Source organism: Streptomyces sp. NBC_00286, assembly GCF_036173125.1.
In the GTDB taxonomy this organism is placed as follows: domain Bacteria; phylum Actinomycetota; class Actinomycetes; order Streptomycetales; family Streptomycetaceae; genus Streptomyces.
On record NZ_CP108054.1, the window covers coordinates 2,298,486 to 2,319,722 of the forward strand.

Genomic DNA, 21,237 nt, shown 5'->3' on the forward strand with positions numbered 1-21,237 from the left:
ATGCGCCTGCGCCACCCCGACGGGACGCCCGTTCATCTCGCGTACTGCAGCAACGTGCACCAGGCGGAGGACCTGGACGGGGTGCTCGCACAGCTCGCCGCCTACGCCGAACCCGTACGGGAACGGCTCGGTGTCGACCGGCTCGGTATCGGCCTGTGGCTGGCCCGCGACGTCGTCACCGAACTCGTCGGTGACGCGCGGGCGTTGGGGCGGCTGAAGCACGAGCTGAGCGCGCGGGGGCTGGAGACGGTCACGCTGAACGCGTTCCCGTACTCCGGTTTCCATCGCGAGGTCGTCAAGAAGGACGTCTACCTGCCTGATTGGACGCACCAGGCCCGCCTCGACTACACGCTGGCCTGCGCCCGCGTCCTCACCACGCTCCTCCCGGACGACGCCCGGCGCGGCAGCGTCTCCACGCTTCCGCTCGCCTGGCGCACGCCCTGGCCGGCCGAACGTGCCAACACCGCCCGCCGCGCCCTGGACCGGCTGGCCGACGGCCTCGCCGCCATCGAGCGCGAGACCGGCCGTCCGGTCCGCGTCGGCTTCGAGCCGGAGCCCGGGTGCGTGGTCGAGACGACCGCACAGGCGGTACGGGAACTGGGCGGCCTGGACCCGGAACGGCTCGGCATCTGCCTGGACGCCTGCCATCTCGCGGTCCAGTTCGAGGACCCGCGAGCCGCTCTGGCCCGCCTTGCCGCCGCCGGGCTGCCGGTGGTCAAGGTGCAGGCGTCGTGCGCGGTGGAGGCGGTCGATCCGGCGGATCCGGCTGCGCGGGCGGCTCTGGGACGGCTTGCGGAGCCGCGGTTTCTGCATCAGACGCGTACGAGGCTTGCTGCGCAGGGCAGTTGGGACGCCTCGGGCGGTCCCGGCGAGGGACCGGCCCGCGGTGCCGCGGGGCCGCGGATCCCGCGCCAGCGGGGGGTGGCGGCGGGCGAGGAGGCGGACGGGACCGGGTTCGCGTACGGGACCTGGCACCCGAACGGTCCCCGCGATACCCGGGGCGCCCGTCAGTCGGACAGGCACGGCGGCGGATCTCCCGCCGGGCCTAGGTCCGACGGCGAGCCCGGCGACCCGACTGGCCCCGCTGGCTCGGGGCGTGCCTATCGCTCGGGCGGGCACGGAGCGCCGGGCGGGCACGGCAGGGCGGGCGGGCACGGCAGGGCGGGCGAGGGCCCAGGCCCTGGCCCGCACTGGACCGGCACATCGGCGGGCGGGTGGACCGGTACATCGGCGAGCGGGCAGAGCGGTGGATCTCCCGCCGGGCAGAGGTCCGTCGGGGCGTCCGACGACCCGAACGGCCCCGCCGGGTCCTGGCGTTACCGCGACGCCGGCGGACACGGAGCGCCCGGCGGGTTCGGCGTTCCCGGCGGATACGGAGCTCCTGGCGGCCACGGAACGCCCGACTGGTACGGAGCGCCTGGCGGCCACGGAACGCCGGGCGGGTACGGCGCCCTACCCGAGGGCACGATCCTCGGCGTGGACGATCTCCCCGATGCCCTGGCCGGCAGGCTCCCAACCGACCGTGGCCCCTGGCGGGTCCACTTCCACGCCCCGCTGCACGCCGAACCCGAACCCCCGCTCCGTACCACCGCTCCCCAACTCACCGCCGTACTCGCCGAGTTGCTCGGCGGGCCGGTCGCCGGATGTGACCACATCGAGGTGGAGACCTACACCTGGTCCGTACTGCCCCGGCCGCCCGCCGACCTGGCCGGGGGCATCGCCGCCGAACTCGCCTGGGCCAGGGACCGGTTGACCGGGCTCGGCCTGAAGGAGGAAACCTCATGACCGACCGGCTCGTCGTGCTCGACATCGTCGGGCTCACCCCGACGCTGCTGCGCCATATGCCCGCCGTCGCCGCCCTCGGTGAACGCGGGTTCCAGGCCCGGCTCGGGACGACCCTGCCCGCGGTGACCTGTACGGCCCAGTCGACCTTCCTCACCGGGGAGCCGCCGAGCACGCACGGCGCGGTGGCCAACGGCTGGTACTTCCGCGACCTCGGCGAGGTGCTGCTGTGGCGGCAGCACAACGCGCTCGTCGGCGGCGAGAAGATCTGGGAGACGGCCAGGAAGAGCGACCCCAACTACAAGGTGGCCAACGTCTGTTGGTGGTACGCGATGGGGGCGGACGTCGACTTCACCGTCACCCCGCGGCCCGTCTACTACTCGGACGGCCGCAAGGAAACCGACTGCTACACCTGGCCGCCCTCCCTGCACGACGAACTCACCGACCGCCTCGGCCCGTTCCCCCTCTTCACCTACTGGGGCCCGAACGCGGGCATGCCCTCCACTCAGTGGATCCTCGGTGCCGCCCGCCAGATCTTCGACGAGCACCGCCCGGACCTGACCCTCGTCTACATCCCGCAGATGGACTACGAGCCGCAGCGATCCGGCCCGGACTCCCCCGCGACCGCCCGCGCCGCCCGCCAACTCGACGACGCACTGCGCCCGTTGATCGACCACTTCCTCAGCGAGGGCGCCACCGTCGTGGCGCTCAGCGAGTACGGCATCACCCCGGTCTCCCGCCCCGTCGACATCAACCGCGCCCTGCGCCGCGCCGGACTTCTGGACGTCTACACGCAGGACGGCATGGAGTACCTGGACCCCTGGACCTCCCGCGCCTTCGCCGTCGCCGATCACCAGGTGGCGCACGTGTATGTACGGGACCCGGCCGACACGACGGCCGTCGCGAAGATCGTCGGCGAACTCGACGGTGTGGAACGGGTGTTGGACGCGGAGGGCAAGGCGGCGTACGGGCTCGATCACGAGCGGTCCGGCGAACTGGTCGCCGTAGCCGACTCCGATGCCTGGTTCACGTACTACTACTGGCTGGACGACGAGCGCGCCCCGGACTTCGCCCGCCAGGTGGAGATCCATCGCAAGCCCGGCTACGACCCCGCGGAGCTGCTGTACGACGAGACAGTCCCGGCGGTGAAGCTGAAGGCCGTGGGCCAGATCGCCCGCAAGAAGCTCGGGTTCCGCTACCGGATCCAGACCGTCCCGTTGGACCCATCCGGGGTGCGCGGCAGCCACGGCCGGCTGCCGGAGGATCCGGACCATGGGCCCGTACTGCTGTGTTCGGAACCAGGGGCGGCGTGTACGGAGTTCGCGGCCACGGACGTCAAGCCGCTGCTGCTGCGGCTCGCGGGACTTGAAGATGCAGACACCAAGGAAGAAGAGCCCGCGGAATGACCTCCCCACACACCCGGCCCGGCAAGCTCGGTGCACGGCGTTCGTGCCCTCCCGGTCACCTGGTGAAGGGTCTCCCTTCAGGTACCACGCCTGGTGAGTAAGGTCCAGACTTAGCGACCAGTACATCGGATCTATCCTCGACGTGTCCGACATATTGACGGGCTTCTCTCGCTCCTTCTACGTTGCGTCGAGGATAGATCCGATGAATCACCAGGGAGTGACATGCACCCAACAAGACGTACGGTTCTTGCCGCCGGAGGCTTACTCGCGGGAGGCGCCGCCTGGGCGATGACCCCGTCGGTGTCCTCCGCCGTGTCCGCGTCTCCCACGGACGGCTGGGAGAAGACCTCGTTCACGTACGGCATGCAGAAGCCGTGGAATCTGAGCCTGAGCGAGCGATACAGCAACAGCGGTGGCGTGCACCGGATGTGGGTGTACGACACCGACGAGCCCATGTCGCAGGGCAGTTCCACGGACCCGCGCACCGAGATGCGCTGGCGGCAGGAGTACAAGACCGGGCAGCACATGTGGGACGCCGACGTGTACATCCCGTCGGGCACGAACGGCGCGACCTTTGTGCAGATCCTCCGGGTGATCCATCCCGAGGGCACCCCCGCCACGGACTTCATGCTCAACGCGTACAGCGCGAGCGGCGGCTCGGTGCGGGCGTACGACCGTACGGTCCTCAAGACCAACGCGTACAACAAGTGGTTCAACGTCAAGCTCGAGCACAACGCCTCCAGCCGGGACATCAAGGTCTACTTCGACGACGAGCTGGTGCTGACGGCCGAGGACCGCGGCCCGGCCACCCGCCACTTCAAGAACGGCGTCTACCACCACGGCAGCGGTCGCGCCGAGGCGCGCTTCCGCAACATCACGTACTGGACGCGGTGAGCCATGACTTCAAGAAGAGCAGTACTCGGTTCGGCGATCGTCGGCACAACTGCCGCCGCTCTCCCGGGAGGTGCCCACGCCGCTCCGGCCGCCCCCTCCTCCCCCGTGCAGGGCAGCGGTCGTCGCTGGAAGCTGCGGAACCGTATGGAGTCGGACGGCGCGTGGGCCGACTTTCTGCGGAAGCAGGATCTGGTGTGGCGCAGGATGCCCACGCTGTGGCACGAAGGGCCGTTCCTGGGGGACGGGCGGCTGGGCAGCATGGTCTACCGGGAGCCGGAGGCGAACAGCATTCGCTTCACGGTGCAGCACGGTGAAGTGCAGGACCACCGGCCGCAGTTCGGCAGCGGCTGGGGGACGTGCCGACTGCCCGTGGGGCATCTGACGCTCGACCCGGTCGGCACGATCAGTGCGGTCGACTGGCGGCTGAGCCTGTGGAACGCCGAACTCACCGGCACGATCACCACCGACAAGGGCACCCTGACGCTCTCCGCGCTCATCCATGACGGGATCTTCGCGGCGCGCGTGAGGGCCGACGGGGACGAGGAGGTGCGCTGGACGTTCCATCCCGAGGAAGCCATCAGCCCCCGGAAGATCAGCGAGGCACCGCCAGCCGGGTATGTCGCCAACCCGCCCTGGAGCACCCGGACTTCGGGTGACGTCGAGCAGGTGCTCCAGCCGCTCCTCGGCGGCGGCCAGACCGCGACGGCCTACCGCCGCTCGGGCGACACGCTCCTGCTCAGCGTCGCCCACAGCCACCCCTCCGACACCCGCGCCGGCGAGGTCTCGCTGCGGAAGATCCAGCGCGCCCCTTCGTACGGCGTGCTGCGCAGGCTGCACACCCGCTGGTGGCACGCCTTCTACCGCAAGAGCTTCGTTTCGTTCCCCGACGAGCGGCTGCAGAGCTTCCACTGGATCCAGCTCTACAAGGTGGCCTCCGCCAGCCGCGCCGACGGCCCCGTGATGGCCACCTGCGGGCCCTGGCTGGAGCCCACACCCTGGCCCGCCGTGTGGTGGAACCTCAACGTGCAGCTGGAGTACTGGCTCATCCACGGCTCCAACCACCTCGAACTCGACTCGCTCGCCACCACCCTGAGGCAGAACCAGGAACAGCTGATCGCGAACGTGCCCGCCGCGTACCGCTCGGACAGCGCCGGAGTCGGCCGCAGCTCGGACATGTTCATGAACCGCAGCGCCCCCACCCCGGGCAGCGGAGGTGAGTCGGGCAATCTGACCTGGGCGCTGCACAACGTATGGCTGAGCTACCGGCACACCATGGACGAGGCGTTGCTGCGCGACACGGTGTACCCGCTGCTGCGCCGCACGATCAACTACTACCTGCACTTCCTCCAGCCCGACAGCGACGGCAAGCTGCACCTGCCGTCGACGCTGTCGCCGGAGTATCCCGTCGTACCGCCGAAGGACACCAACTACGATCTGGCGCTGATCCGTTGGGGTTGCACCACGCTCCTGGAGGCGGCCGAGCGACTGGGGGTCGACGATCCGCTGAAGCCGCGCTGGCAGGAGGTGCTGGCGAAGCTGACGCCGTATCCGGTGGACGAGAACGGCTACATGATCGGCGCGGACACCCCGTACGCGCAGTCCCATCGGCACTACTCGCACCTGCTGATGGTGTACCCGCTGTATCTCGTGAACTGGGAGCAGCCGGAGCAGCGCGAGCTGATCGAGAAGTCGATCGTCCACTGGCACGCGGTGACCGGCTCCCACCGCGGCTACAGCTATACGGGCGCCGCCTCCATGTACGCGATGATGGGCCGCGGCTCCACGGCGCTGGAGTATCTGAAGAAGTTCTTCGACCCCAGCACGCGGTATCCCTGCCGGGCCAACACCCACTACACGGAGGCCGGTCCGGTCATCGAGACACCGCTGTCGGCGTCGCAGTCGCTGCACGACATGCTCTGCCAGAGCTGGGGCGGTGTCGTACGGGTCTTCCCCGCCGTTCCGGATTCCTGGGCCGATGTCACGCTGCACGACTTCCGCACGCAGGGGGCCTTCCTGGTCAGCGCGGTCCGCAAGGGCGGGGTCACCCGTTTCGTACGCGTACGGAGCCTGGCGGGTGAGCGGCTCGAGATCCGGCACGGTCTGACGGGCGGGGCGGTGACGGCGGTGCTCGACGACGGCAGCCGGGCGCGCACGCACACGACGGACGACGGCACCCTGGTGATCGAGCTGGCCAAGGGCCGGGAGGTGCTGTTGTACGCGGGTGAACGCCCCGAACTCGACATCGCTCCGGTGGAGTTGAGCGAGCCGGGCGAGCCGTGGGGGCTGCCGTAGTAGGTCTGTCTCGGCGCGAGTCACCGGCCGGGCACGCTCGGCCGGTGACTCGCGCCCCGTAAGGGGCGCGGGGCTGTATCAATTTGCGGCTCCGCCGCGTGGGCGCGCCCAGCCACGGATGGCCCGCACCTTTGAATACTGCATTTCGCGCGGAGCGCCTAGTGCGGGTCACCGATCGGGCGCGCCCGGCCGGTGACCCGTACCCGTGGATCCGTCGGGTCGACGTCCACGAGGAGCTCGCTGGGGCGCCCCATGTCCTCGCCCTGGCGGACCGTGAGGGTCATGGGCTCGCGGACCAGGCCGAGGGTGCGCAGATACCCGCCGAAGGCGGCGGCCGCCGCTCCCGTCGCGGGGTCCTCCACCACGCCCCCGACCGGGAACGGGTCGCGGGCGTGGAAGAGGTCGTCCGCCGCGCGCCAGACCAGTTGGAGCGTGGTCCAGCCGTGCTGCCGCATCACCTCGGCGAGGCCGTCGAAGTCGTACGAGAGATCCGCCAGCCGGGCGCGGGAGGCGACGGCGAGGACGAGGTGCTCGGCTCCGCCGAAGGCGACGTGCGGCGGCAGTTCGGGGTCCAGGTCGGCCTCGGCCCAGCGCAGTGCGGCAAGCGCCGTGGCCGTCTCGTCCGGGGTGGCCGGGCGGGAGCGGGTGGGAACACTGGTGAGGGTGGCGCGCACGGTCCCGTCGGGGTCGGCGGTCGTGGAGACCGGGATCTCTCCGGCCGGGGTGTCGAAGACGAACTCCCCGGGCCCCTCCCGCTCGGCGAGCGCCACGGCCGTCGCCACGGTGGCGTGCCCGCAGAACGGAACCTCGACGAGAGGGCTGAAGTACCGCACCCGGAAGCGGCGACCGGCATCGTCCCGCGCCGTGACGAACGCCGTCTCCGAGTAACCGACCTCGGCGGCTATGGCCAGCATCCGGTCGGGGTCGAGCCCGGCGGCGTCCAGAACGATCCCGGCGGGATTGCCGCCGTCAGCGCCGGACCTTTCCGGGGTGAAGGCGGAGTAGCGCAGGACATCGGTGCTGGTATCAGGTCTCATGCTGGCACATTCCCACGAGGCGACGCGGTGGAGGAACAAGATTTCCGGAGATCGCGGTGGTCCTCAACGAAGCGTTGCGGACGGGGAGTCAGCGTACGGTCACAGATCGCTCTCTTACCGGTCCATCACCAAGGTTTTAGGTCTCTCACGGTGCGTACGGACGCTGGTACGGATAGCATCCTGCGCACCCCTTGTGTGATGTCGGACACGCGGCCACCCACCGCCTTCGCATCGCCGCCCGCCTCCCCTTTGCCCCATACCGCCCGCTCACCGCTCATAGCTCATAGCTCACAGTTCATCGCTCCTCGCCCTACTAGGACGACGATGTCTCCACGGACAGGTCCCCGCCGTCTCGGTTCCATACGTCTCTCCCTGATCCTTCTGGCCTTGGTCCCCAGCGTCACCCTCGCCGCGATGTGGGGGGTGACGACCACGCAGATGTTCTCCGAGGGGCTACGGCTGCGGGCCCAGACGGAGCTGAGCAGGTCGACCGGCGCCATGGGCACCGACGCGACGCTCGCGCTGCAACGGGAGCGGAGCCTGTCGGCCGCCTGGCTGGCCGATCCCGGCGGCTCCAGGGTCGCCCTCGACAAGCAGCGGGAACGTACAGACGCGCAGGTCGCCAAACTGATCGGCCGGTCGGAAGCGATCGCCAGGGCACCCGAACGGATAGGAGACCGGCTGTACTCGGTCATCGCCGCGGCGGGAAGCCTGGAGTTCTACCGGAATCAGATCGACCAGGGTCACGTCGGCGACAGCAAAGGCATCAGCGGCGCGCAGGCACTGGACCAGTACACCGCGATCATCGACGACCAGATCCACGCCTTCCAGGAGCTCTCCAAGGTCGACGACGGCGACCTCACCTCACAGGCCGAACCGCTCGTCGCGCTGGAACACGCCGCGGAACTGGTCTCCCAGGAGAACACCCTGCTCACCCTGGCCTGGCCGTCCGGCCGGCTGGACGAGGAGTCGCACGCCGCCTTCGTCCAGTTGGTGAACGCCCGGCGCTGGCTGGTGGAGGACCAGATCATCCACTCTCTGACCGGCTCGGTGAAGTCGCAGACCGAGCGCATCCTCCAGGGGGCGGCTTGGAAGAACCTGGAGGCCATCGAGGCCCGGGTGCTCGAGGCACCTGTCACAGGCAGAGGCGACGCCCGGAAGGTCAACCTGCCGGATGCGCGGGAACAATGGAACGACGCGATGGGCCAACTGACCATCCAGTACCCGGAGTTGATCCAACGGCAGACCAGGGAACTGCTCGACCGCAGCAGCGATGAGGCCCATGACCTGCTGGTCAAGGCCGCCCTCCTGAGCGTCGGCGGATTCGTAGCGCTGCTGCTGAGCGTCGTACTGTCCTGGCGCATCACCCGCTCCCTGTTCCGGCGGATGCGCGGGCTGCGGATGGCCACGCTGAGCCTGGCCCAGGAGCGGCTGCCCGATGTGGTCGCACGGCTCGACCGGGGCGAGAAGGTCGACGTGGACTCCGCCGCGCCCCCGCTGGACTACGGCCGGGACGAACTCGGCCAGGTGGCGCAGGCGTTCAACACCGCCCAGCGCACGGCGGTCCATACGGCGGTGGAACTCGCCGACACCCGGCGCGGCTTCCAGAAGGTGATCCTGGGGATCGCCCGGCAGAGCCAGAACCTGGTCAACCTCCAGCTCAGCAAGCTCGATTCGCTGGAACGCGAGCACCAGGACCCGCAGATCCTCAAGGGCCTGTACGAACTCGACTCCAACGCGAGCCAGTTGCGCCGTTACGAAGAGAACCTGGTCATCATCAGTGGCGAGCGGCCGGGACGCAGCTGGGCCGAACCGGTCGCGCTGATCGACATCCTGCGCAGTGCCGTCGGAGAGGTCGCCGAGTATCAGCGGGTGGAGGTGCACACCGACGAGGAGGTGTATCTCGCCCCGCCCGCAGTGGCGGACGTCATCCATCTGCTGGCCGAACTCATCGACAACGCGACCGCGTACTCGCCCGCGCCCAGCCCTGTCGGGGTACGGGCCGCGATGGTGGCCAAGGGCCTGGCCATCGAGATCGAGGACCGCGGCCTCGGGATGTCGGAGGACGACTACGAGGCGTTCAACGCCCAGTTGGCGGTGGAGCCGCAGTTCGACGTGGTGGCGCTGGCCGACGACCTCCGCCTCGGCATGTTCGTGATCGCCCGCCTCGCGACCCGGCACGGCATCGCCGTAACGCTGCGATCGTCTCCGTACGGCGGCACGACGGCGATCGTGCTGGTGCCGCACGACATCGTGGTGCGGGAGCGGCCGACGGCGGATACGGATGCCGTCGGCTCGGTCCCGGCGGACGCTTCGGCGGGCGAAGCGGCCGTCCTTGCCCAGACGGGCCCGGAAACCCGGTCGGCTAGGGAGCCCGAGGAAGACGCCGAGCCGGCAGCGGCTCTCGCGGAGAGCTCGACCGGTAGGTCCGGGCCGGGCTCGGCAGGCCCGGGCTCGGCAGGCCCGGGCTCGGCAGGCCCGGGCTCGGCAGGCCCGGGCGAGCCCGGATCGGGTTCGACCGGACCCGGCTCGACCGGACCCGGCTCGGCCGACAGGCAGGGCCCCGGCCGGCACAGCCACGCGCGCAGCCGCGCGGCCCGGCCCGCAACCCGGCCGCGGACGGCCGATACCGCCGAGCCCGGCGCGGGCTCCACGGCTGGGTCCGGCGCGGGCTCCGTAGCCGGGTCCGACCGCGGGTCCGGGACCGGGACCGGCGCGGGCTCCGTAGCCGGGTCCGGCCGGGGTTCCGGGTCCGGGCCCGGCGCAGGCTCCGTGGACGGGTCCGGCCGGGGTTCCGGGACCGGCGCAGGCTCCGTGGACGGGTCCGGCCGGGGTTCCGGGACCGGGACCGGCGCGGGCTCCGTAGCCGGGTCCGACCGCGGGTCCGGGACCGGGACCGGCGCGGGCTCCGTAGCCGGGTCCGACCGCGGGTCCGGGACCGGCCCGCACTCCGTAGCCGGGTCCGACCGCGGGTCCGGGACCGGGACCGGCCCGCACTCCGTAGCCGGGTCCGACCGCGGGTCCGGGTCCGGCCGGGGTTCCGGGTCCGGGTCCGGCCGGGGTTCCGGGACCGGGACCGGCCGGGGTTCCGTGGCCGGACCCGGGTCCAGCCAGGGTTCCGGAGCCGGGTCCGGGTCCGCCGCGGGCTCCGTGGACGGGTCCGGGTCCGGGTCCGGCCGGGCTTCCGGGTCCGGGTCCAGCGCGGGCTCCGTGGCCGGGTCCGGCCGGGGTTCCGGGTCCGGGTCCAGCGCGGGCTCCGTGGACGGGTCCGGGTCCGGGTCCAGGCCGGGTTCCGGAACCACGCCAAGCTCCGACACCGACCCCGCTTCAAGCCAGCGCAGCGCCCCCGCTTCAAGCCAGCGCAGCGGCCCCCCTCCCCTCCCCCGCCGCGTACCGCAAACCAGTCTCGCCAACGAGCTACGAGAGGACTCCGCACCCGCCCGCCCAGACGACCCGCTCGAGGACTTTGACGCCGAGCGCGCCGCCTCCTCGTTGTCCGGGTTCCAGCGCGGGACGCTTCGGGCCCGTGACGACGGTGAGGAGTGGACGTACAACGAAGGAAGAAACGAACCGGCAGAACCAGAAAGCGCAGGAGAGGAAGCCCCACCAGCGAGCCCAGGTACGCAGGTCCCCGTCCCCGGAAGAACCGTCACCTCGACTCCGCCGGCAGACCGCTCATGAAGGACACAGAAATGACACGCCCCATCCCCGCCACGCACAGCCAGCTCGACCAGCTGCTCACCGGACTGGTGGACCGGGTCGCAGAGGTGAACCACGCCGTAGTGCTCTCCGACGACGGACTGGTCGTCAGCCGGTCCACGGCGTTCCTGCGCGACGACGCCGAGCGGCTGGCGGCGACCGCCTCCGGCCTGGTGAGCCTCAGCAAGGGCGTCAGCATGGACTTCCGCGGCGGCCCCGTACGCCAGGCGCTCATCGAGATGCGCAACGGCTACCTGATCATCACCGCCGCCGGAACCGGCGCCCATCTCGCCGTGCTCACCCACCAGGGCGCGGACGTCGGCGTGGTGGCGTACCAGATGAACCTGCTCGTGAAGAAGATCGGCGAGCACCTGAGTGCGGCGCCGCGGGGCCCGGTCGCCGCCGACCGCGGCGAGTGAGGTGAGCGGAGGCGAGGCGGCCGGCCGTCTCGTACGGCCGTTCGCGCTGACCGGCGGCCGGACCAGCCCCGACCGCACTGACTTCTCCCTCATCACGACGGTGTCCGCGGTGGACCCGCCGCCCGCCTGGGCCGCCCGGACGCAGCCGGAGCACACCCGGATCCTGCGGCTGTGCGCCGAGCCGATCGCCGTCGCCGAGCTTGCGGCGCATCTCGACCTGCCGGTGAGCGTGGTCTCCATCATGCTCTGCGATCTGCTGGCGGCGGGCCGGATCACCGTCCATCCGCCCTGTCCCGCCTCCGGGACCCTGGACCGGGACCTGCTGCAGAAAGTGAGGGACGGCCTTGGCCGGCTCTGACGCACCCGTCAACGGGACTCCAGCACCTCGGACTTCGCGGGCCGCGGTCCAGGGGGCCTCGGCACCGGACACGGTCAAGATCCTGATCGCCGGCGGCTTCGGGGTCGGGAAGACCACCATGGTCGGCTCGGTCAGCGAGATCGTCCCGCTGCGCACCGAGGAGCGACTGACCTCGGCCAGTCTGGGCGTCGACGACCTTCAGGGCCTCGCCGGGAAGACGGCCACCACCGTGGCGCTGGACTTCGGCCGGATCACCATGGGCCGGGATCTGGTGCTGTATCTCTTCGGTACGCCCGGACAGCAGCGGTTCTGGTTCATGTGGAACGACCTCGCCATCGGCGCACTGGGGGCCGTGGTCCTCCTCGACGTCCGCAGACCCGAGTCCAGCTTCGCCGCGATCGACTTCTTCGAGCGGCGGGGCATCCCCTTCGTCGTCGGCGTCAACGGCTTCTACGGGAAGCATCCGTACACGCCCGAGGAGATCCGGGACTCCCTGGCGCTGCCGGAGGGCACCCAGGTGCTGCTCTGCGACGCCCGCGAGCGCGAGTCATCCCGGGATGTACTGATCGCTCTGCTGGACCAGTTGATAGCGGCTTCGGCGAAGACCTCGGCGTCGTAAGGAAACGGCGTAAGGAAACTGTCGTAAGGAAACTAGAGCCTCGGCGTCGTGAGTAAACAAGAGCCCCGGCGCCGTAAGAAGAGTCGTAAGAAGACAAGACCAGACGGGGCGTAAAGAGACAAAGGACACAGAGAGCCATTCTTGCCACGGAAACAGGGCATCATCTCCGGCACCGTCGCCCGCCCGCTGGCGCCCCTTCGGCTCCAGGACACCGTGCCGTCACACCGGGAGGGAACGGTTCCCGCTGTCCCCGTTTTGCCTTGCCTTGAATCCGCCACGGCCGCCCCCACGGTCGTGACGCGAAAGGACGACGTGCCCTGTGTCCTTGCTCCCGCTCGACAAACTCCCCGGGCCGCTCCCCGCCACCACCCCCGGCCCCGACCCCGCCCCCACCCACTCCCCCACCCACTCCCCCTCCTACAGCCGCCACTCCCTACGGGCGCTGAGCCTGCTCCCCCTGCTGCTGGTCGCGGTCTGGGCGGCGTTCGACTGGCGAACCGTGTCCGACGGCGCCGTCCAGCTGGCCTCCGCCGACCCCTTGTGGCTGCTGTCCGCGTTCTTCTTCATGTGCATGGGCTGGGTGGCGGCCGCCTGCGTCCGGCAGGGCGCCGTGCCCGAACGGCTCCCACCGGGGCTGCTGCTCGCCTCCCAGGTCGCCGCCGGCACCGCGAACCACGTACTCCCGGCGAGCATCGGCGCCCATGCCGTCACCCTTCGCTTCCTCCAGCGGCAGGGCATTTCCCTCACCAGGGGCACCGCCTCGCTCGCGCTGTACTCGCTGGTCAAACCGCTGGCGAAGACGGTGGTACTACTCGTCTTCCTCCTGGCTTTCCCGGGGGTGCTGGGGCTCGCTGAACTCGTGCCGGACGAGCGGACGTTGCACCTGATCGCCGGGAGCGCGGGCCTCGCTCTGGCCGTGGCCGCGCTGCTCCTGAAGTTCGTACACCCGCTGCGTCGCCCGATTCTCAACTTCGTACGCACCGCCCTGACCGACGCACGGATCCTGCACACCCGGCCCAGCCGCGTCCTCGCGCTCTGGGGCGGAGCCGCCGCCACCCCGCTGCTCCAGGCCAGTGTGATCGCCTCGGTCGGCTTCGCGCTGGGCCTGCCGCTGAGCTGGGCGCAGGTGACGTTCGCGCTCCTCGTCGCCAGCACGGCGGCCGGGGCTGTACCCGCACCGGGCGGCATCGGCCCCATCGACGCGGCCCTGATCTTCACCATGGTCCTCTTCGGCGCCCCCATGAGCCTGGCCACGGCGACGATCATCGGCTACCGGGTTCTGACGATCTGGGTGCCGCTGCTGCCGGGGATGCTGGTGCTCTCGTGGCTGGTGCAGCGCAAGGTGCTGTAAGCCTGCTATAAGCCGACGCGCGGTACGCCCCGGGGCTCGGGAGGCCGACCGGGGCGTCACAGGGGCTCACTCGCGCCCTTCTGCTCAACTCCCTTCTCTCGTAACGTCGTTGCTGTTTGTTGTGGGCATGACGTTGGGAAGGGTCTTATGGGCAGAGGTCTGCTTTCGCTGGTTCTCGCCGCGGCCACCAGTGCCGCATTGCTCGTCGCACCGGCCGCCGCGGCACCGCCGACGGCCACGGCACCGGTGTCAGGCGCGTCGGGAGCCGCGGCGCCTCCCCCGCCGGGCGATGTCTACCGGCCCGTGCGTGGGCCGTCCGCCCCGGCGGAGTACCGCTATATGCAGAAGACCGTGCCGGGAGAGTCGATTCCGCGCCACGCGCACGAGCTGGCCGCCGCGCAGGCGCGCGAACTGCCCACCGTCGGCGGGCGCTGGAAGGGCGTTGGGCCCACCAACATCGGCGGGTGCGGATCGTCTCCCTCGCGCTCGACCTGAAGCGCGCGGACACCCTGTACGCGGCTGCCGCGAGCGGTGGGCTGTGGCGCAGCACCGACGCCGGGGAGACGTTCCACTCGGTGTGGCCCGACAACTGGACCCAGGCCATGGGCGCGGTCGCCACCGCGCCGGACGGCACGCTGTACGTGGGCACGGGTGAGCCGAATCCGGGCGGCGGCAGCATCACGTACGAGGGGACGGGGCTGTACCGGTGGTCGACCCGAAGAACCCCCACCGCGTCTGGACCACGCACTCCGGCTACCGCTCCGGCTCCCCACTCCCTCACGTGTACGGCAGCACCGACGGCGGCAAACACTGGCGGAACCTGTCGGGCAACCTCCCGGCGGCGCCCGTCAACGACCTGGTCGTGGCGCGAGGCGGCAGCCTCTACGCGGCAACCGACCAGGGCGTGTTCACCAGCATCACGGGCGGCAACCGCTGGCTGCGCCTCGGCCGCGGCATGCCTCAGGTACCGGTCGACGACATCGAGTACGACCCGGACCACCGCCGCCTGCTGGCCGCGACGTTCGGCAGGGGCTTCTACGAACTGACCACGCCCTGAGCCACACAGGCGCCGGGTGTCTCGTCACCGTCGGCGAGACACCCGAGGGCAGCTCAGCGGCCGGTCCCCGAACCGGTCGCGAGCAGTCCGTTGACCACCAGATTCGCCAACGCCTCTGCCGTGGCCGTGAGTTGCTGCGGTGATTCGGGGTCGGGCCTGCCCATGCGCCGGGCCAGAGGCGTCTCCACCATTCCCGAGACGGGAGGGATGACGGCGAAGAACAGCACGTCGATCGGGACGGGCGTCATACGTCCGGCGGCCACGAGCTTGTCGATGACGGACACCAGCGTCTGCAGTATCGGGCCGAGGTAGTTCTCGTACAGGTAGTCCAGCCGCTCGGTGTCGAGAGTGAACTCGTTGACGAAGAGCCGCCCGACCAGCGGATCGTTCGCCGCCGTCAGGTAGAAGCCGGTGACCATCTGCCGCAGCTGCTCGGCTTCGTCGAGCGCGGGGTCCGGCTGGGGCAGTTTCGCCACCTGTGCCCCGAGGGCGGCGTCCACCACCGCGCGCCAGAACGCGGCCTTGGATCCGTACCGGTCGTTGATGAAGTTGTGGCTGACGCCCAGGCGGCGGGCCAGTTCGCGTGCGGAGGCATGGTCGTAGCCCAGCTCGGCGAAGGCCTCCAGCCCTCGTCGCAGGATGCTCTGCTCCTCGGGCACTGCGGGTGTGTGCGCGCCGGGGCGGCCCGGCCGTCGAGCGGATTCGGCTGTTGCTCCCACCGGTTCCTCCATCGCTGCTTGTACGTGCCCGTGCGCCGCGTACTGCGCCGGCCATCCTAGGGACCCTCGCCCAGTTTACTTGACAGGCGTCAGATACGGCCTAATCTGACATACGTCAGACGATGTGGAGTCCCGGTCGACTCACGGGCTCCCGCGTCGGCCGGACCAGATGACGAGCTCCATCGACGCAGCCGTCCCGTCACCCGGCACCGCCCCGCCCCTCTTACCTCGCTTCTTCTGGAGTTTCGTCATGCCCAAGACCTCCGAGGACACGGCCGGTACGGCCACCGTGTCCCCGCTCCCCACCGCCGACACACCGCCCCGTCACCGCTGGTGGATCCTCGCCGTCATCGGCATCGCCCAGCTGATGGTGGTCCTGGACGCGACGATCGTGAACATCGCCCTGCCCTCCGCGCAGAAGGACCTGGGCTTCTCCGACGGCGACCGGCAGTGGGTGGTCACCGCCTACGCGCTCGCCTTCGGCAGCCTGCTCCTGCTCGGCGGACGTATAGCCGACCTGTTCGGCCGAAAGATGACGTTCCTGGTCGGCCTTGTCGGCTTCGCCGGTGCCTCCGCCCTGGGCGGCGCCGCGGGCAGCTTCGAGGTGCTCATCGCCGCGCGGGCCGGACAGGGCGTGTTCGGCGCGCTACTCGCTCCGGCGGCCCTGTCCCTACTGACGACGACCTTCACCGACGCCAAGGAACGCGCCAAGGCCTTCGGTGTCTACGGCGCCATCGCCGGGGCCGGCGGCGCGATCGGGCTTTTGCTCGGCGGCCTGCTCACGGAGTACCTCGACTGGCGCTGGACGATGTACGTCAACCTCGTCTTCGCCGCGGTCGCCTTCGTCGGCGGCGCCCTCCTGCTGCAGCGCACCACCCGCGACAAGACCGCCACCATCGACATCCCCGGCGCGATCCTCGTCGGCGGCGGACTGTTCTGCATCGTGTACGGCTTCGCCAACGCCGAAAGCCACGACTGGAGCTCCGTGCAGACCTGGGGCTACCTGCTCGCCGGCGCCGTACTGCTCGCCGCCTTCACCTGGTGGCAGACCCGCTCCAGCCACCCCCTGCTGCCCCTGCGCGTCCTGCTCGACCGCAACCGCGGCGCCTCCTTCATCGCCATCCTGATCACCGGCGCCGGCATGTTCGGGGTCTTCCTCTTCCTCACCTACTACCTGCAGCAGAGCCTGGGCTACACGCCCGTAAAGACCGGCCTGGCCTTCCTGCCGATGACCGCCGCGCTCATGCTCGCCGCCACCCTCGCCTCCACCGTGCTCATCCCCCGTATCGGCCCCAAGACGATCGTGCCGCTCGGCATGGGCACCGCGGCCGCCGGCATGATCTGGCTGACCGGCCTCGACATGAGCAGCTCGTACGCCACCGGCATCCTGCCCCCGCTGATCGTGGCGGGACTCGGCCTCGGCATGGTGATGGCCCCCGCCATGAGCCTGGCCGTCGAGGGCGTGGCCGCCGAGGACTCCGGGGTCGCCTCCGCCGCCGTCAACACCATGCAGCAGGTCGGCGGCTCGCTGGGCACGGCCCTGCTCAACACCCTCTTCTCCGGCGCCGTCACCGACTACCTGGACGGCAAGAACCCCAAGGACCCCGCCGTCCTCGCCCAGGCCGGGCTGGAGGGCTACTCCACCGCGTACTGGTGGTCGGCCGTCTTCTTCATCGCCGGCCTGGTCATCAGCGTGATCCTCTACCGGCGCGGCGTACCGTCCACCGACCCGGACGCGGCGCCCGTGGTGCACATGTGAGGGTCGGCCGACCGGCGAACCCACCCTGCGAAGGTGACGCGGCCGGCCGGCTCGACGGCCCTCCAGCCGACGTCGTACGGGCCGTCTGGGGGCCGACAGGTGATCAGTACTCCAGCTCGGGGCGCAGGCGCAGCGGGCCGGCGACCGTGTGAAGGTGCCGCAGCACCTGGGCGTAGGAGTCGAAGAGCCCGGTCTCGTGGTAGGCGATGCCGTGCCGGGCGCAGAAGGAGCGCACCAGTTCTTGGGCATGGCGCAGGCTGGGCCGCGGCATGGAGGGGAACAGGTGGTGTTCGATCTGGTAGTTCAGCCCGCCGAGCATGAAGTCGGTGAGCCGTCGACCGCGGATGTTGCGTGAGGTCAGTACCTGTCGGCGAAGAAAATCGATCTTGTCGTCCTTGGCGAACAGCGGCATGCCCTTGTGGTTGGGGGCGAACGAGCACCCCATGTACAGCCCGAACAGCCCTTGGTGCACGGCGACGAAGCACACGGCCTGCAGGGGAGGCAGTACCCAGAACACGGCGCCGAGGTAGCCGCCGAGATGCGCCGTCAGCAGGCCGGCCTCGGCCAGCTTCGTCCTTCGCGTCGTACGGGCACCGGTGCGCTCGAGCAGCGCCCGCACGCCGGCGACGTGCAGGGCGAGTCCCTCCAGAAGCAGCATCGGGAAGAACAGCCAGGCCTGGTGGCGGGCCAGCCAGGCGTACGCTCCGCTGCGCACACGGGCCTGGTCCTCGGTGAAGGCGATCGCGCCGTCCTCGATGTCCGGGTCGCGGTCGACGTGGTTGGGGTGGGAGTGGTGCCGGTTGTGCTTGGAGATCCACCAGCCGTAGCTGAGGCCGATCAGCAAGTCGGCGTGCACGCGGCCGAGCAGGTTGTTGACGCGCTTGGAGCCGGAGATCTGGTGATGGCCGGCGTCGTGCCCGATGAACCCGGTCTGGGTGAACATCACCGCGAGGAAGGCGGCGGTCAGCAGCTGCCACCACGACTCTCCGATCAGGGCGAACGCGGTCCATCCGGCGGCCAGCAGAAGCAGGTTCGCCCCGATCTTGACGGAGTAGTAGCCGGGTCGCCGCTTCAGCAGCCCGCGCTGCTTCACCTCTCGGGAGAGCACGGCGTAGTCGCTGCCCCGGCTGCCGGGCGGCGGCTCGGTCGTCGCGGCGTAGTCCGCCGGATCAGTACTCCGGGCGCTGATGTCAGTGGCCACAGGTTTCCTTTCGGGGTGCACGGGCGCTGCCTGCCCGGCGTGGGGAGGGGCGCCGGTTGCGGCACCGTACGGAGGCAGCACGAGGCAGGCCCGCGGCGCGGGCCTGCCTCGGAACGGGGTTCGGCCGACTGCCCTCAGAGCGCGCGGACCTGGTCGGCCTGCATGCCCTTGGGGCCCTGGCTGGCGGTGAACTCCACCCTCTGGTTCTCCTCCAGGGAGCGGAAACCATCCGTGTCGATCGCCGAGTGGTGGACGAAGATGTCGGCGCCGCCCTCATCGGGGGCGATGAAGCCGAATCCCTTGTCCGGGTTGAACCACTTCACGGTTCCTTGAGCCATGTGATGTCTCCTTCGAGATGGCGAATAGTGCGGGAACGCGCACTCGCACGCTCCCGGGCTGCTGGTCGCCAGCCGTCGAAGAAAACCCCCGAAAACGACAAAGCGCCCGCTGTCAGAACTCCGCGGGCGCTTCCACGTTCGCAAACTTCAACTACAACCACTGCCTACAACGCCCCGAGGGCCAGGAACGTTCCCGGCCCGCCGGCCACCGGTCCTCGGGCTCGAACCTGCCGCCGCGCATCAGGATCCGTCCGGCGACAGGCCCGCACGTCAACCACCTGCGCGTACGCCTCACCCATCCGAATGAAATGTAATCAGGACCGCCGCAAATGTAACTCCAGCGTCGTTACATTTGCGGTGTGACGACCGACCTGAATGCACTGATCACACGTCTACGCGCCGCAGGGGGCGATTGCGACGACATCGAGGTGAAGTCCGCCGCCGGTGGGCTGCCCCAGTCGCTCGCCTCGACGCTCAGCGCGCTGGCCAACCTCCCTGGCGGCGGCACGGTCGTCCTGGGCCTCGACGAACGGACGGGGTTCCGCCCCTCCCCCTTGACCGACCCGCAGGCCCTGAAGCAGGGGCTCGCGCTCAAAGCCCGCTCCTTCACACCTCCGGTGCGTCTCACCATCAGCGATGCAGAGGCCGACGGCCATCCCGTGGTCGTTGCGCAGGTGCACGAATGCGATCCATCGGCCAAGCCATGCCGAATCACCGCATCCGGCGCCTCGTACCTCCGCGGGTACGACGGTGATTTCCAGCTCTCCCCTCTCGAGGAACAGGCCTTCCTGGCCGCACGCAGCGCACCCCGCTTCGACCGAAGCCCAGTCACAGACGCAACCATCGACGACCTTGACAAAGAGCTCACCGCCGAGTTCCTCAGCTCGGTACGGGAACACGACCCCCATGGCCTCGGCCGATTCACCGATGACAGCGAACTACTCCGCCGCGCAGGAGCCGTCTCCCCGGACAGCGCCCCCACCGTGGCAGGGCTGCTCACCCTCGGAGTACACCCCCAGCAGTTCTTCCCACGCTTCGTCATCCAAGCCTCTGCCGAACCCGAAGACGGCTACCCCACCTCCAGCCGGGCACGCAACCAAACCACCATCACCGGACCGATCCCCCGCATGCTCGACGCCGCCCTGGACTGGGCCCGACGCTCCTTCGACACGACCATCGTCGCGGCCCCGGACGGCACCGTCCGCGATCAGCCCGACTACCCCTACATCGCCTTCCGCGAACTGATCGCCAACGCACTCGTCCACCGCGATCTCGACCACTGGTCCACAGGTATGGCCGTCGAAGTACGCCTGCGCCGCGACCGGCTTGTGATGTCCAACCCCGGCGGCCTGTACGGAATCACCGTCGACCGCCTCGGCCACGACGCCGTCACCTCCGCCCGCAACGCCCGCCTCGTCGCCCTCTGCCAGCACGCCCGCACTCCTGAATCCGGCGCCCGCGTCATCGAAGCCCTCGCCACCGGAATCCCCACCGTCACCGAGGCGCTGGCCCACGCCGGACTGCCACCGGCCCGCTACATGGACGCGGGAATCCGCTTCACCGTCCTCCTGCACCGCACCGTGGAAACTCCCGCAGCTCCTCAGCTCCACACCAACGCGCTGCGGGTCTACGACGCCCTTGCCGCAGCGCCCCGCAGCGTCGCAGAGCTCCAACAACAACTCGACCTCACAGCACCCAACATCAGGAAGATCCTCCGCGACTTGCGCGAGCGGGGTCTCGTCGAGCAGCTCGGGGGGAAAGGGCGCTCCACGACGTACCGGCAACGCGCCTCGTAGGCCGAGGCGGGGAGAGCACCTCCCAGGCACCGATGCCCCGCAAAAGACTCCTTTTGCGAGGTATCCTCCAGCCCATCGACGGCCGGTCGCGCGTCAGCCCTCGTCAGCCGTCAGCCGCAGCGAGATCGAGTTGATGCAGTACCGCTGGTCCGTGGGCGTCGGGTAGCCCTCACCTTCGAAGACGTGCCCCAGGTGCGAGCCGCACCGGGCGCACCGCACCTCCGTCCGCACCATCCCATGTGACCGGTCCGCGATCAGCTCGACGTTGTCCGCCGACTTGGGGTCGTAGAACGAAGGCCAGCCGCAGTGGGACTCGAACTTCGTGTCGGAGGTGAACAGTTCGGCGCCGCAGGCGCGGCAGGAGTAGACGCCCTTCGTCTTGGTGTCGGTGTACTCGCCGGTGAACGCGGGCTCCGTGCCGGCCTGGCGCAGAACCGTGTACTCGGCCGGGGTCAGCTCGGCTCGCCACTGCTCGTCCGGCTTTTCGATGTCGTACGACATGAAGCTCAG

Annotated in this window: 16 protein-coding genes and 2 pseudogenes; 13 read left to right on the plus strand and 5 right to left on the minus strand. The window is 70.1% G+C overall.

Features of this window, described 5'->3' with window-relative positions:
* The 4 genes and pseudogenes from eboE to OHT21_RS10425 form a co-directional block, all read left to right on the plus strand.
* Positions 1 to 843: pseudogene (gene eboE / locus OHT21_RS10405) on the plus strand (metabolite traffic protein EboE); the annotation flags it as partial.
* Between the two features lie 938 nt (positions 844 to 1,781).
* Positions 1,782 to 3,188 (plus strand): alkaline phosphatase family protein, encoded by a 1,407-nt coding sequence (locus OHT21_RS10415; protein ID WP_328767979.1) that lies wholly within the window; start codon positions 1,782 to 1,784, stop codon positions 3,186 to 3,188.
* Positions 3,189 to 3,410: 222 nt separating this feature from the next.
* Entirely contained in the window at positions 3,411 to 4,082 is a 672-nt protein-coding gene (locus OHT21_RS10420; RefSeq protein WP_328767980.1) for a cinnamyl alcohol dehydrogenase, read from the plus strand.
* Between the two features lie 3 nt (positions 4,083 to 4,085).
* Positions 4,086 to 6,374, plus strand: coding sequence for a glycosyl hydrolase family 95 catalytic domain-containing protein (locus OHT21_RS10425; protein ID WP_328767981.1), 2,289 nt, complete (start codon positions 4,086 to 4,088; stop codon positions 6,372 to 6,374).
* Positions 6,375 to 6,532: 158 nt separating this feature from the next.
* Here OHT21_RS10425 and OHT21_RS10430 read toward each other — a convergent pair whose 3' ends face one another.
* The gene (locus OHT21_RS10430) at positions 6,533 to 7,411 is read right to left on the minus strand and encodes a PhzF family phenazine biosynthesis isomerase (RefSeq protein WP_328767982.1); all 879 of its coding nucleotides are present in this window, start codon (positions 7,409 to 7,411) and stop codon (positions 6,533 to 6,535) included.
* Positions 7,412 to 7,735: 324 nt separating this feature from the next.
* Between OHT21_RS10430 and OHT21_RS10435 the strand changes: the two are divergent.
* From OHT21_RS10435 to OHT21_RS10465, 7 genes and pseudogenes are all read left to right on the plus strand, one after another.
* Positions 7,736 to 10,102: pseudogene (locus OHT21_RS10435) on the plus strand (nitrate- and nitrite sensing domain-containing protein); the annotation flags it as partial.
* Between the two features lie 1,001 nt (positions 10,103 to 11,103).
* Positions 11,104 to 11,529 carry a roadblock/LC7 domain-containing protein gene (locus tag OHT21_RS10440; protein ID WP_328767984.1) on the plus strand — a complete coding sequence of 142 codons (426 nt, stop codon included), beginning with the start codon at positions 11,104 to 11,106 and terminating at the stop codon, positions 11,527 to 11,529.
* Between the two features lies 1 nt (position 11,530).
* On the plus strand, positions 11,531 to 11,887 hold the full coding sequence (locus OHT21_RS10445; protein WP_328767985.1) for a DUF742 domain-containing protein: 357 nt from the start codon (positions 11,531 to 11,533) through the stop codon (positions 11,885 to 11,887).
* Complete coding sequence (locus tag OHT21_RS10450) at positions 11,874 to 12,506, plus strand: GTP-binding protein (RefSeq protein WP_443050337.1); 633 nt, start codon at positions 11,874 to 11,876, stop codon at positions 12,504 to 12,506. The genes OHT21_RS10445 and OHT21_RS10450 overlap by 14 nt, the downstream gene beginning before the upstream one ends.
* Before the next feature lie 319 nt (positions 12,507 to 12,825).
* Positions 12,826 to 13,857: a lysylphosphatidylglycerol synthase transmembrane domain-containing protein gene (locus OHT21_RS10455; RefSeq protein ID WP_328767986.1), complete on the plus strand. Its 1,032-nt coding sequence runs from the start codon at positions 12,826 to 12,828 to the stop codon at positions 13,855 to 13,857.
* A 147-nt stretch (positions 13,858 to 14,004) separates the two neighbouring features.
* A complete protein-coding gene (locus tag OHT21_RS10460) occupies positions 14,005 to 14,352 on the plus strand; it encodes a hypothetical protein (protein WP_328767987.1) in 348 nt (115 codons plus the stop codon).
* A 211-nt stretch (positions 14,353 to 14,563) separates the two neighbouring features.
* Positions 14,564 to 14,914 carry a WD40/YVTN/BNR-like repeat-containing protein gene (locus tag OHT21_RS10465; RefSeq protein WP_328767988.1) on the plus strand — a complete coding sequence of 117 codons (351 nt, stop codon included), beginning with the start codon at positions 14,564 to 14,566 and terminating at the stop codon, positions 14,912 to 14,914.
* Positions 14,915 to 14,967: 53 nt separating this feature from the next.
* On the opposite strand, the gene OHT21_RS10470 is transcribed toward OHT21_RS10465, so the two are convergent.
* Complete coding sequence (locus OHT21_RS10470) at positions 14,968 to 15,633, minus strand: TetR/AcrR family transcriptional regulator (protein ID WP_328767989.1); 666 nt, start codon at positions 15,631 to 15,633, stop codon at positions 14,968 to 14,970.
* Positions 15,634 to 15,883: 250 nt separating this feature from the next.
* Between OHT21_RS10470 and OHT21_RS10475 the strand changes: the two genes are divergently transcribed.
* Positions 15,884 to 17,392 carry an MFS transporter gene (locus OHT21_RS10475; RefSeq protein ID WP_328767990.1) on the plus strand — a complete coding sequence of 503 codons (1,509 nt, stop codon included), beginning with the start codon at positions 15,884 to 15,886 and terminating at the stop codon, positions 17,390 to 17,392.
* Positions 17,393 to 17,495: 103 nt separating this feature from the next.
* On the opposite strand, the gene OHT21_RS10480 is transcribed toward OHT21_RS10475, so the two are convergent.
* Both OHT21_RS10480 and OHT21_RS10485 read right to left on the minus strand, forming a co-directional pair.
* Positions 17,496 to 18,593: a fatty acid desaturase family protein gene (locus tag OHT21_RS10480; protein ID WP_328767991.1), complete on the minus strand. Its 1,098-nt coding sequence runs from the start codon at positions 18,591 to 18,593 to the stop codon at positions 17,496 to 17,498.
* 134 nt (positions 18,594 to 18,727) lie between these two features.
* On the minus strand, positions 18,728 to 18,931 hold the full coding sequence (locus OHT21_RS10485) for a cold-shock protein (RefSeq protein ID WP_328767992.1): 204 nt from the start codon (positions 18,929 to 18,931) through the stop codon (positions 18,728 to 18,730).
* 359 nt (positions 18,932 to 19,290) lie between these two features.
* On the opposite strand from OHT21_RS10485, the gene OHT21_RS10490 reads away from it, so the two are divergent.
* Positions 19,291 to 20,727 carry an ATP-binding protein gene (locus OHT21_RS10490; RefSeq protein ID WP_328767993.1) on the plus strand — a complete coding sequence of 479 codons (1,437 nt, stop codon included), beginning with the start codon at positions 19,291 to 19,293 and terminating at the stop codon, positions 20,725 to 20,727.
* Positions 20,728 to 20,820: 93 nt separating this feature from the next.
* Here the strand turns inward: OHT21_RS10490 and msrB are convergent, their stop codons facing one another.
* Positions 20,821 to 21,228, minus strand: coding sequence for a peptide-methionine (R)-S-oxide reductase MsrB (gene msrB, locus OHT21_RS10495; protein ID WP_328767994.1), 408 nt, complete (start codon positions 21,226 to 21,228; stop codon positions 20,821 to 20,823).
* Positions 21,229 to 21,237 lie beyond the last annotated feature (9 nt).

Coding starts and splice junctions, on each gene's coding strand:
- OHT21_RS10475 (WP_328767990.1), top strand. CDS start 15,884: ATGCCCAAGACCTCCGAGGACACGGCCGGTACGGCCACCGTGTCCCCG.
- OHT21_RS10485 (WP_328767992.1), bottom strand. CDS start 18,931: ATGGCTCAAGGAACCGTGAAGTGGTTCAACCCGGACAAGGGATTCGGC.
- OHT21_RS10440 (WP_328767984.1), top strand. CDS start 11,104: ATGACACGCCCCATCCCCGCCACGCACAGCCAGCTCGACCAGCTGCTC.
- OHT21_RS10415 (WP_328767979.1), top strand. CDS start 1,782: ATGACCGACCGGCTCGTCGTGCTCGACATCGTCGGGCTCACCCCGACG.
- msrB (WP_328767994.1), bottom strand. CDS start 21,228: ATGTCGTACGACATCGAAAAGCCGGACGAGCAGTGGCGAGCCGAGCTG.
- OHT21_RS10460 (WP_328767987.1), top strand. CDS start 14,005: ATGGGCAGAGGTCTGCTTTCGCTGGTTCTCGCCGCGGCCACCAGTGCC.
- OHT21_RS10425 (WP_328767981.1), top strand. CDS start 4,086: ATGACTTCAAGAAGAGCAGTACTCGGTTCGGCGATCGTCGGCACAACT.
- OHT21_RS10420 (WP_328767980.1), top strand. CDS start 3,411: ATGCACCCAACAAGACGTACGGTTCTTGCCGCCGGAGGCTTACTCGCG.
- OHT21_RS10430 (WP_328767982.1), bottom strand. CDS start 7,411: ATGAGACCTGATACCAGCACCGATGTCCTGCGCTACTCCGCCTTCACC.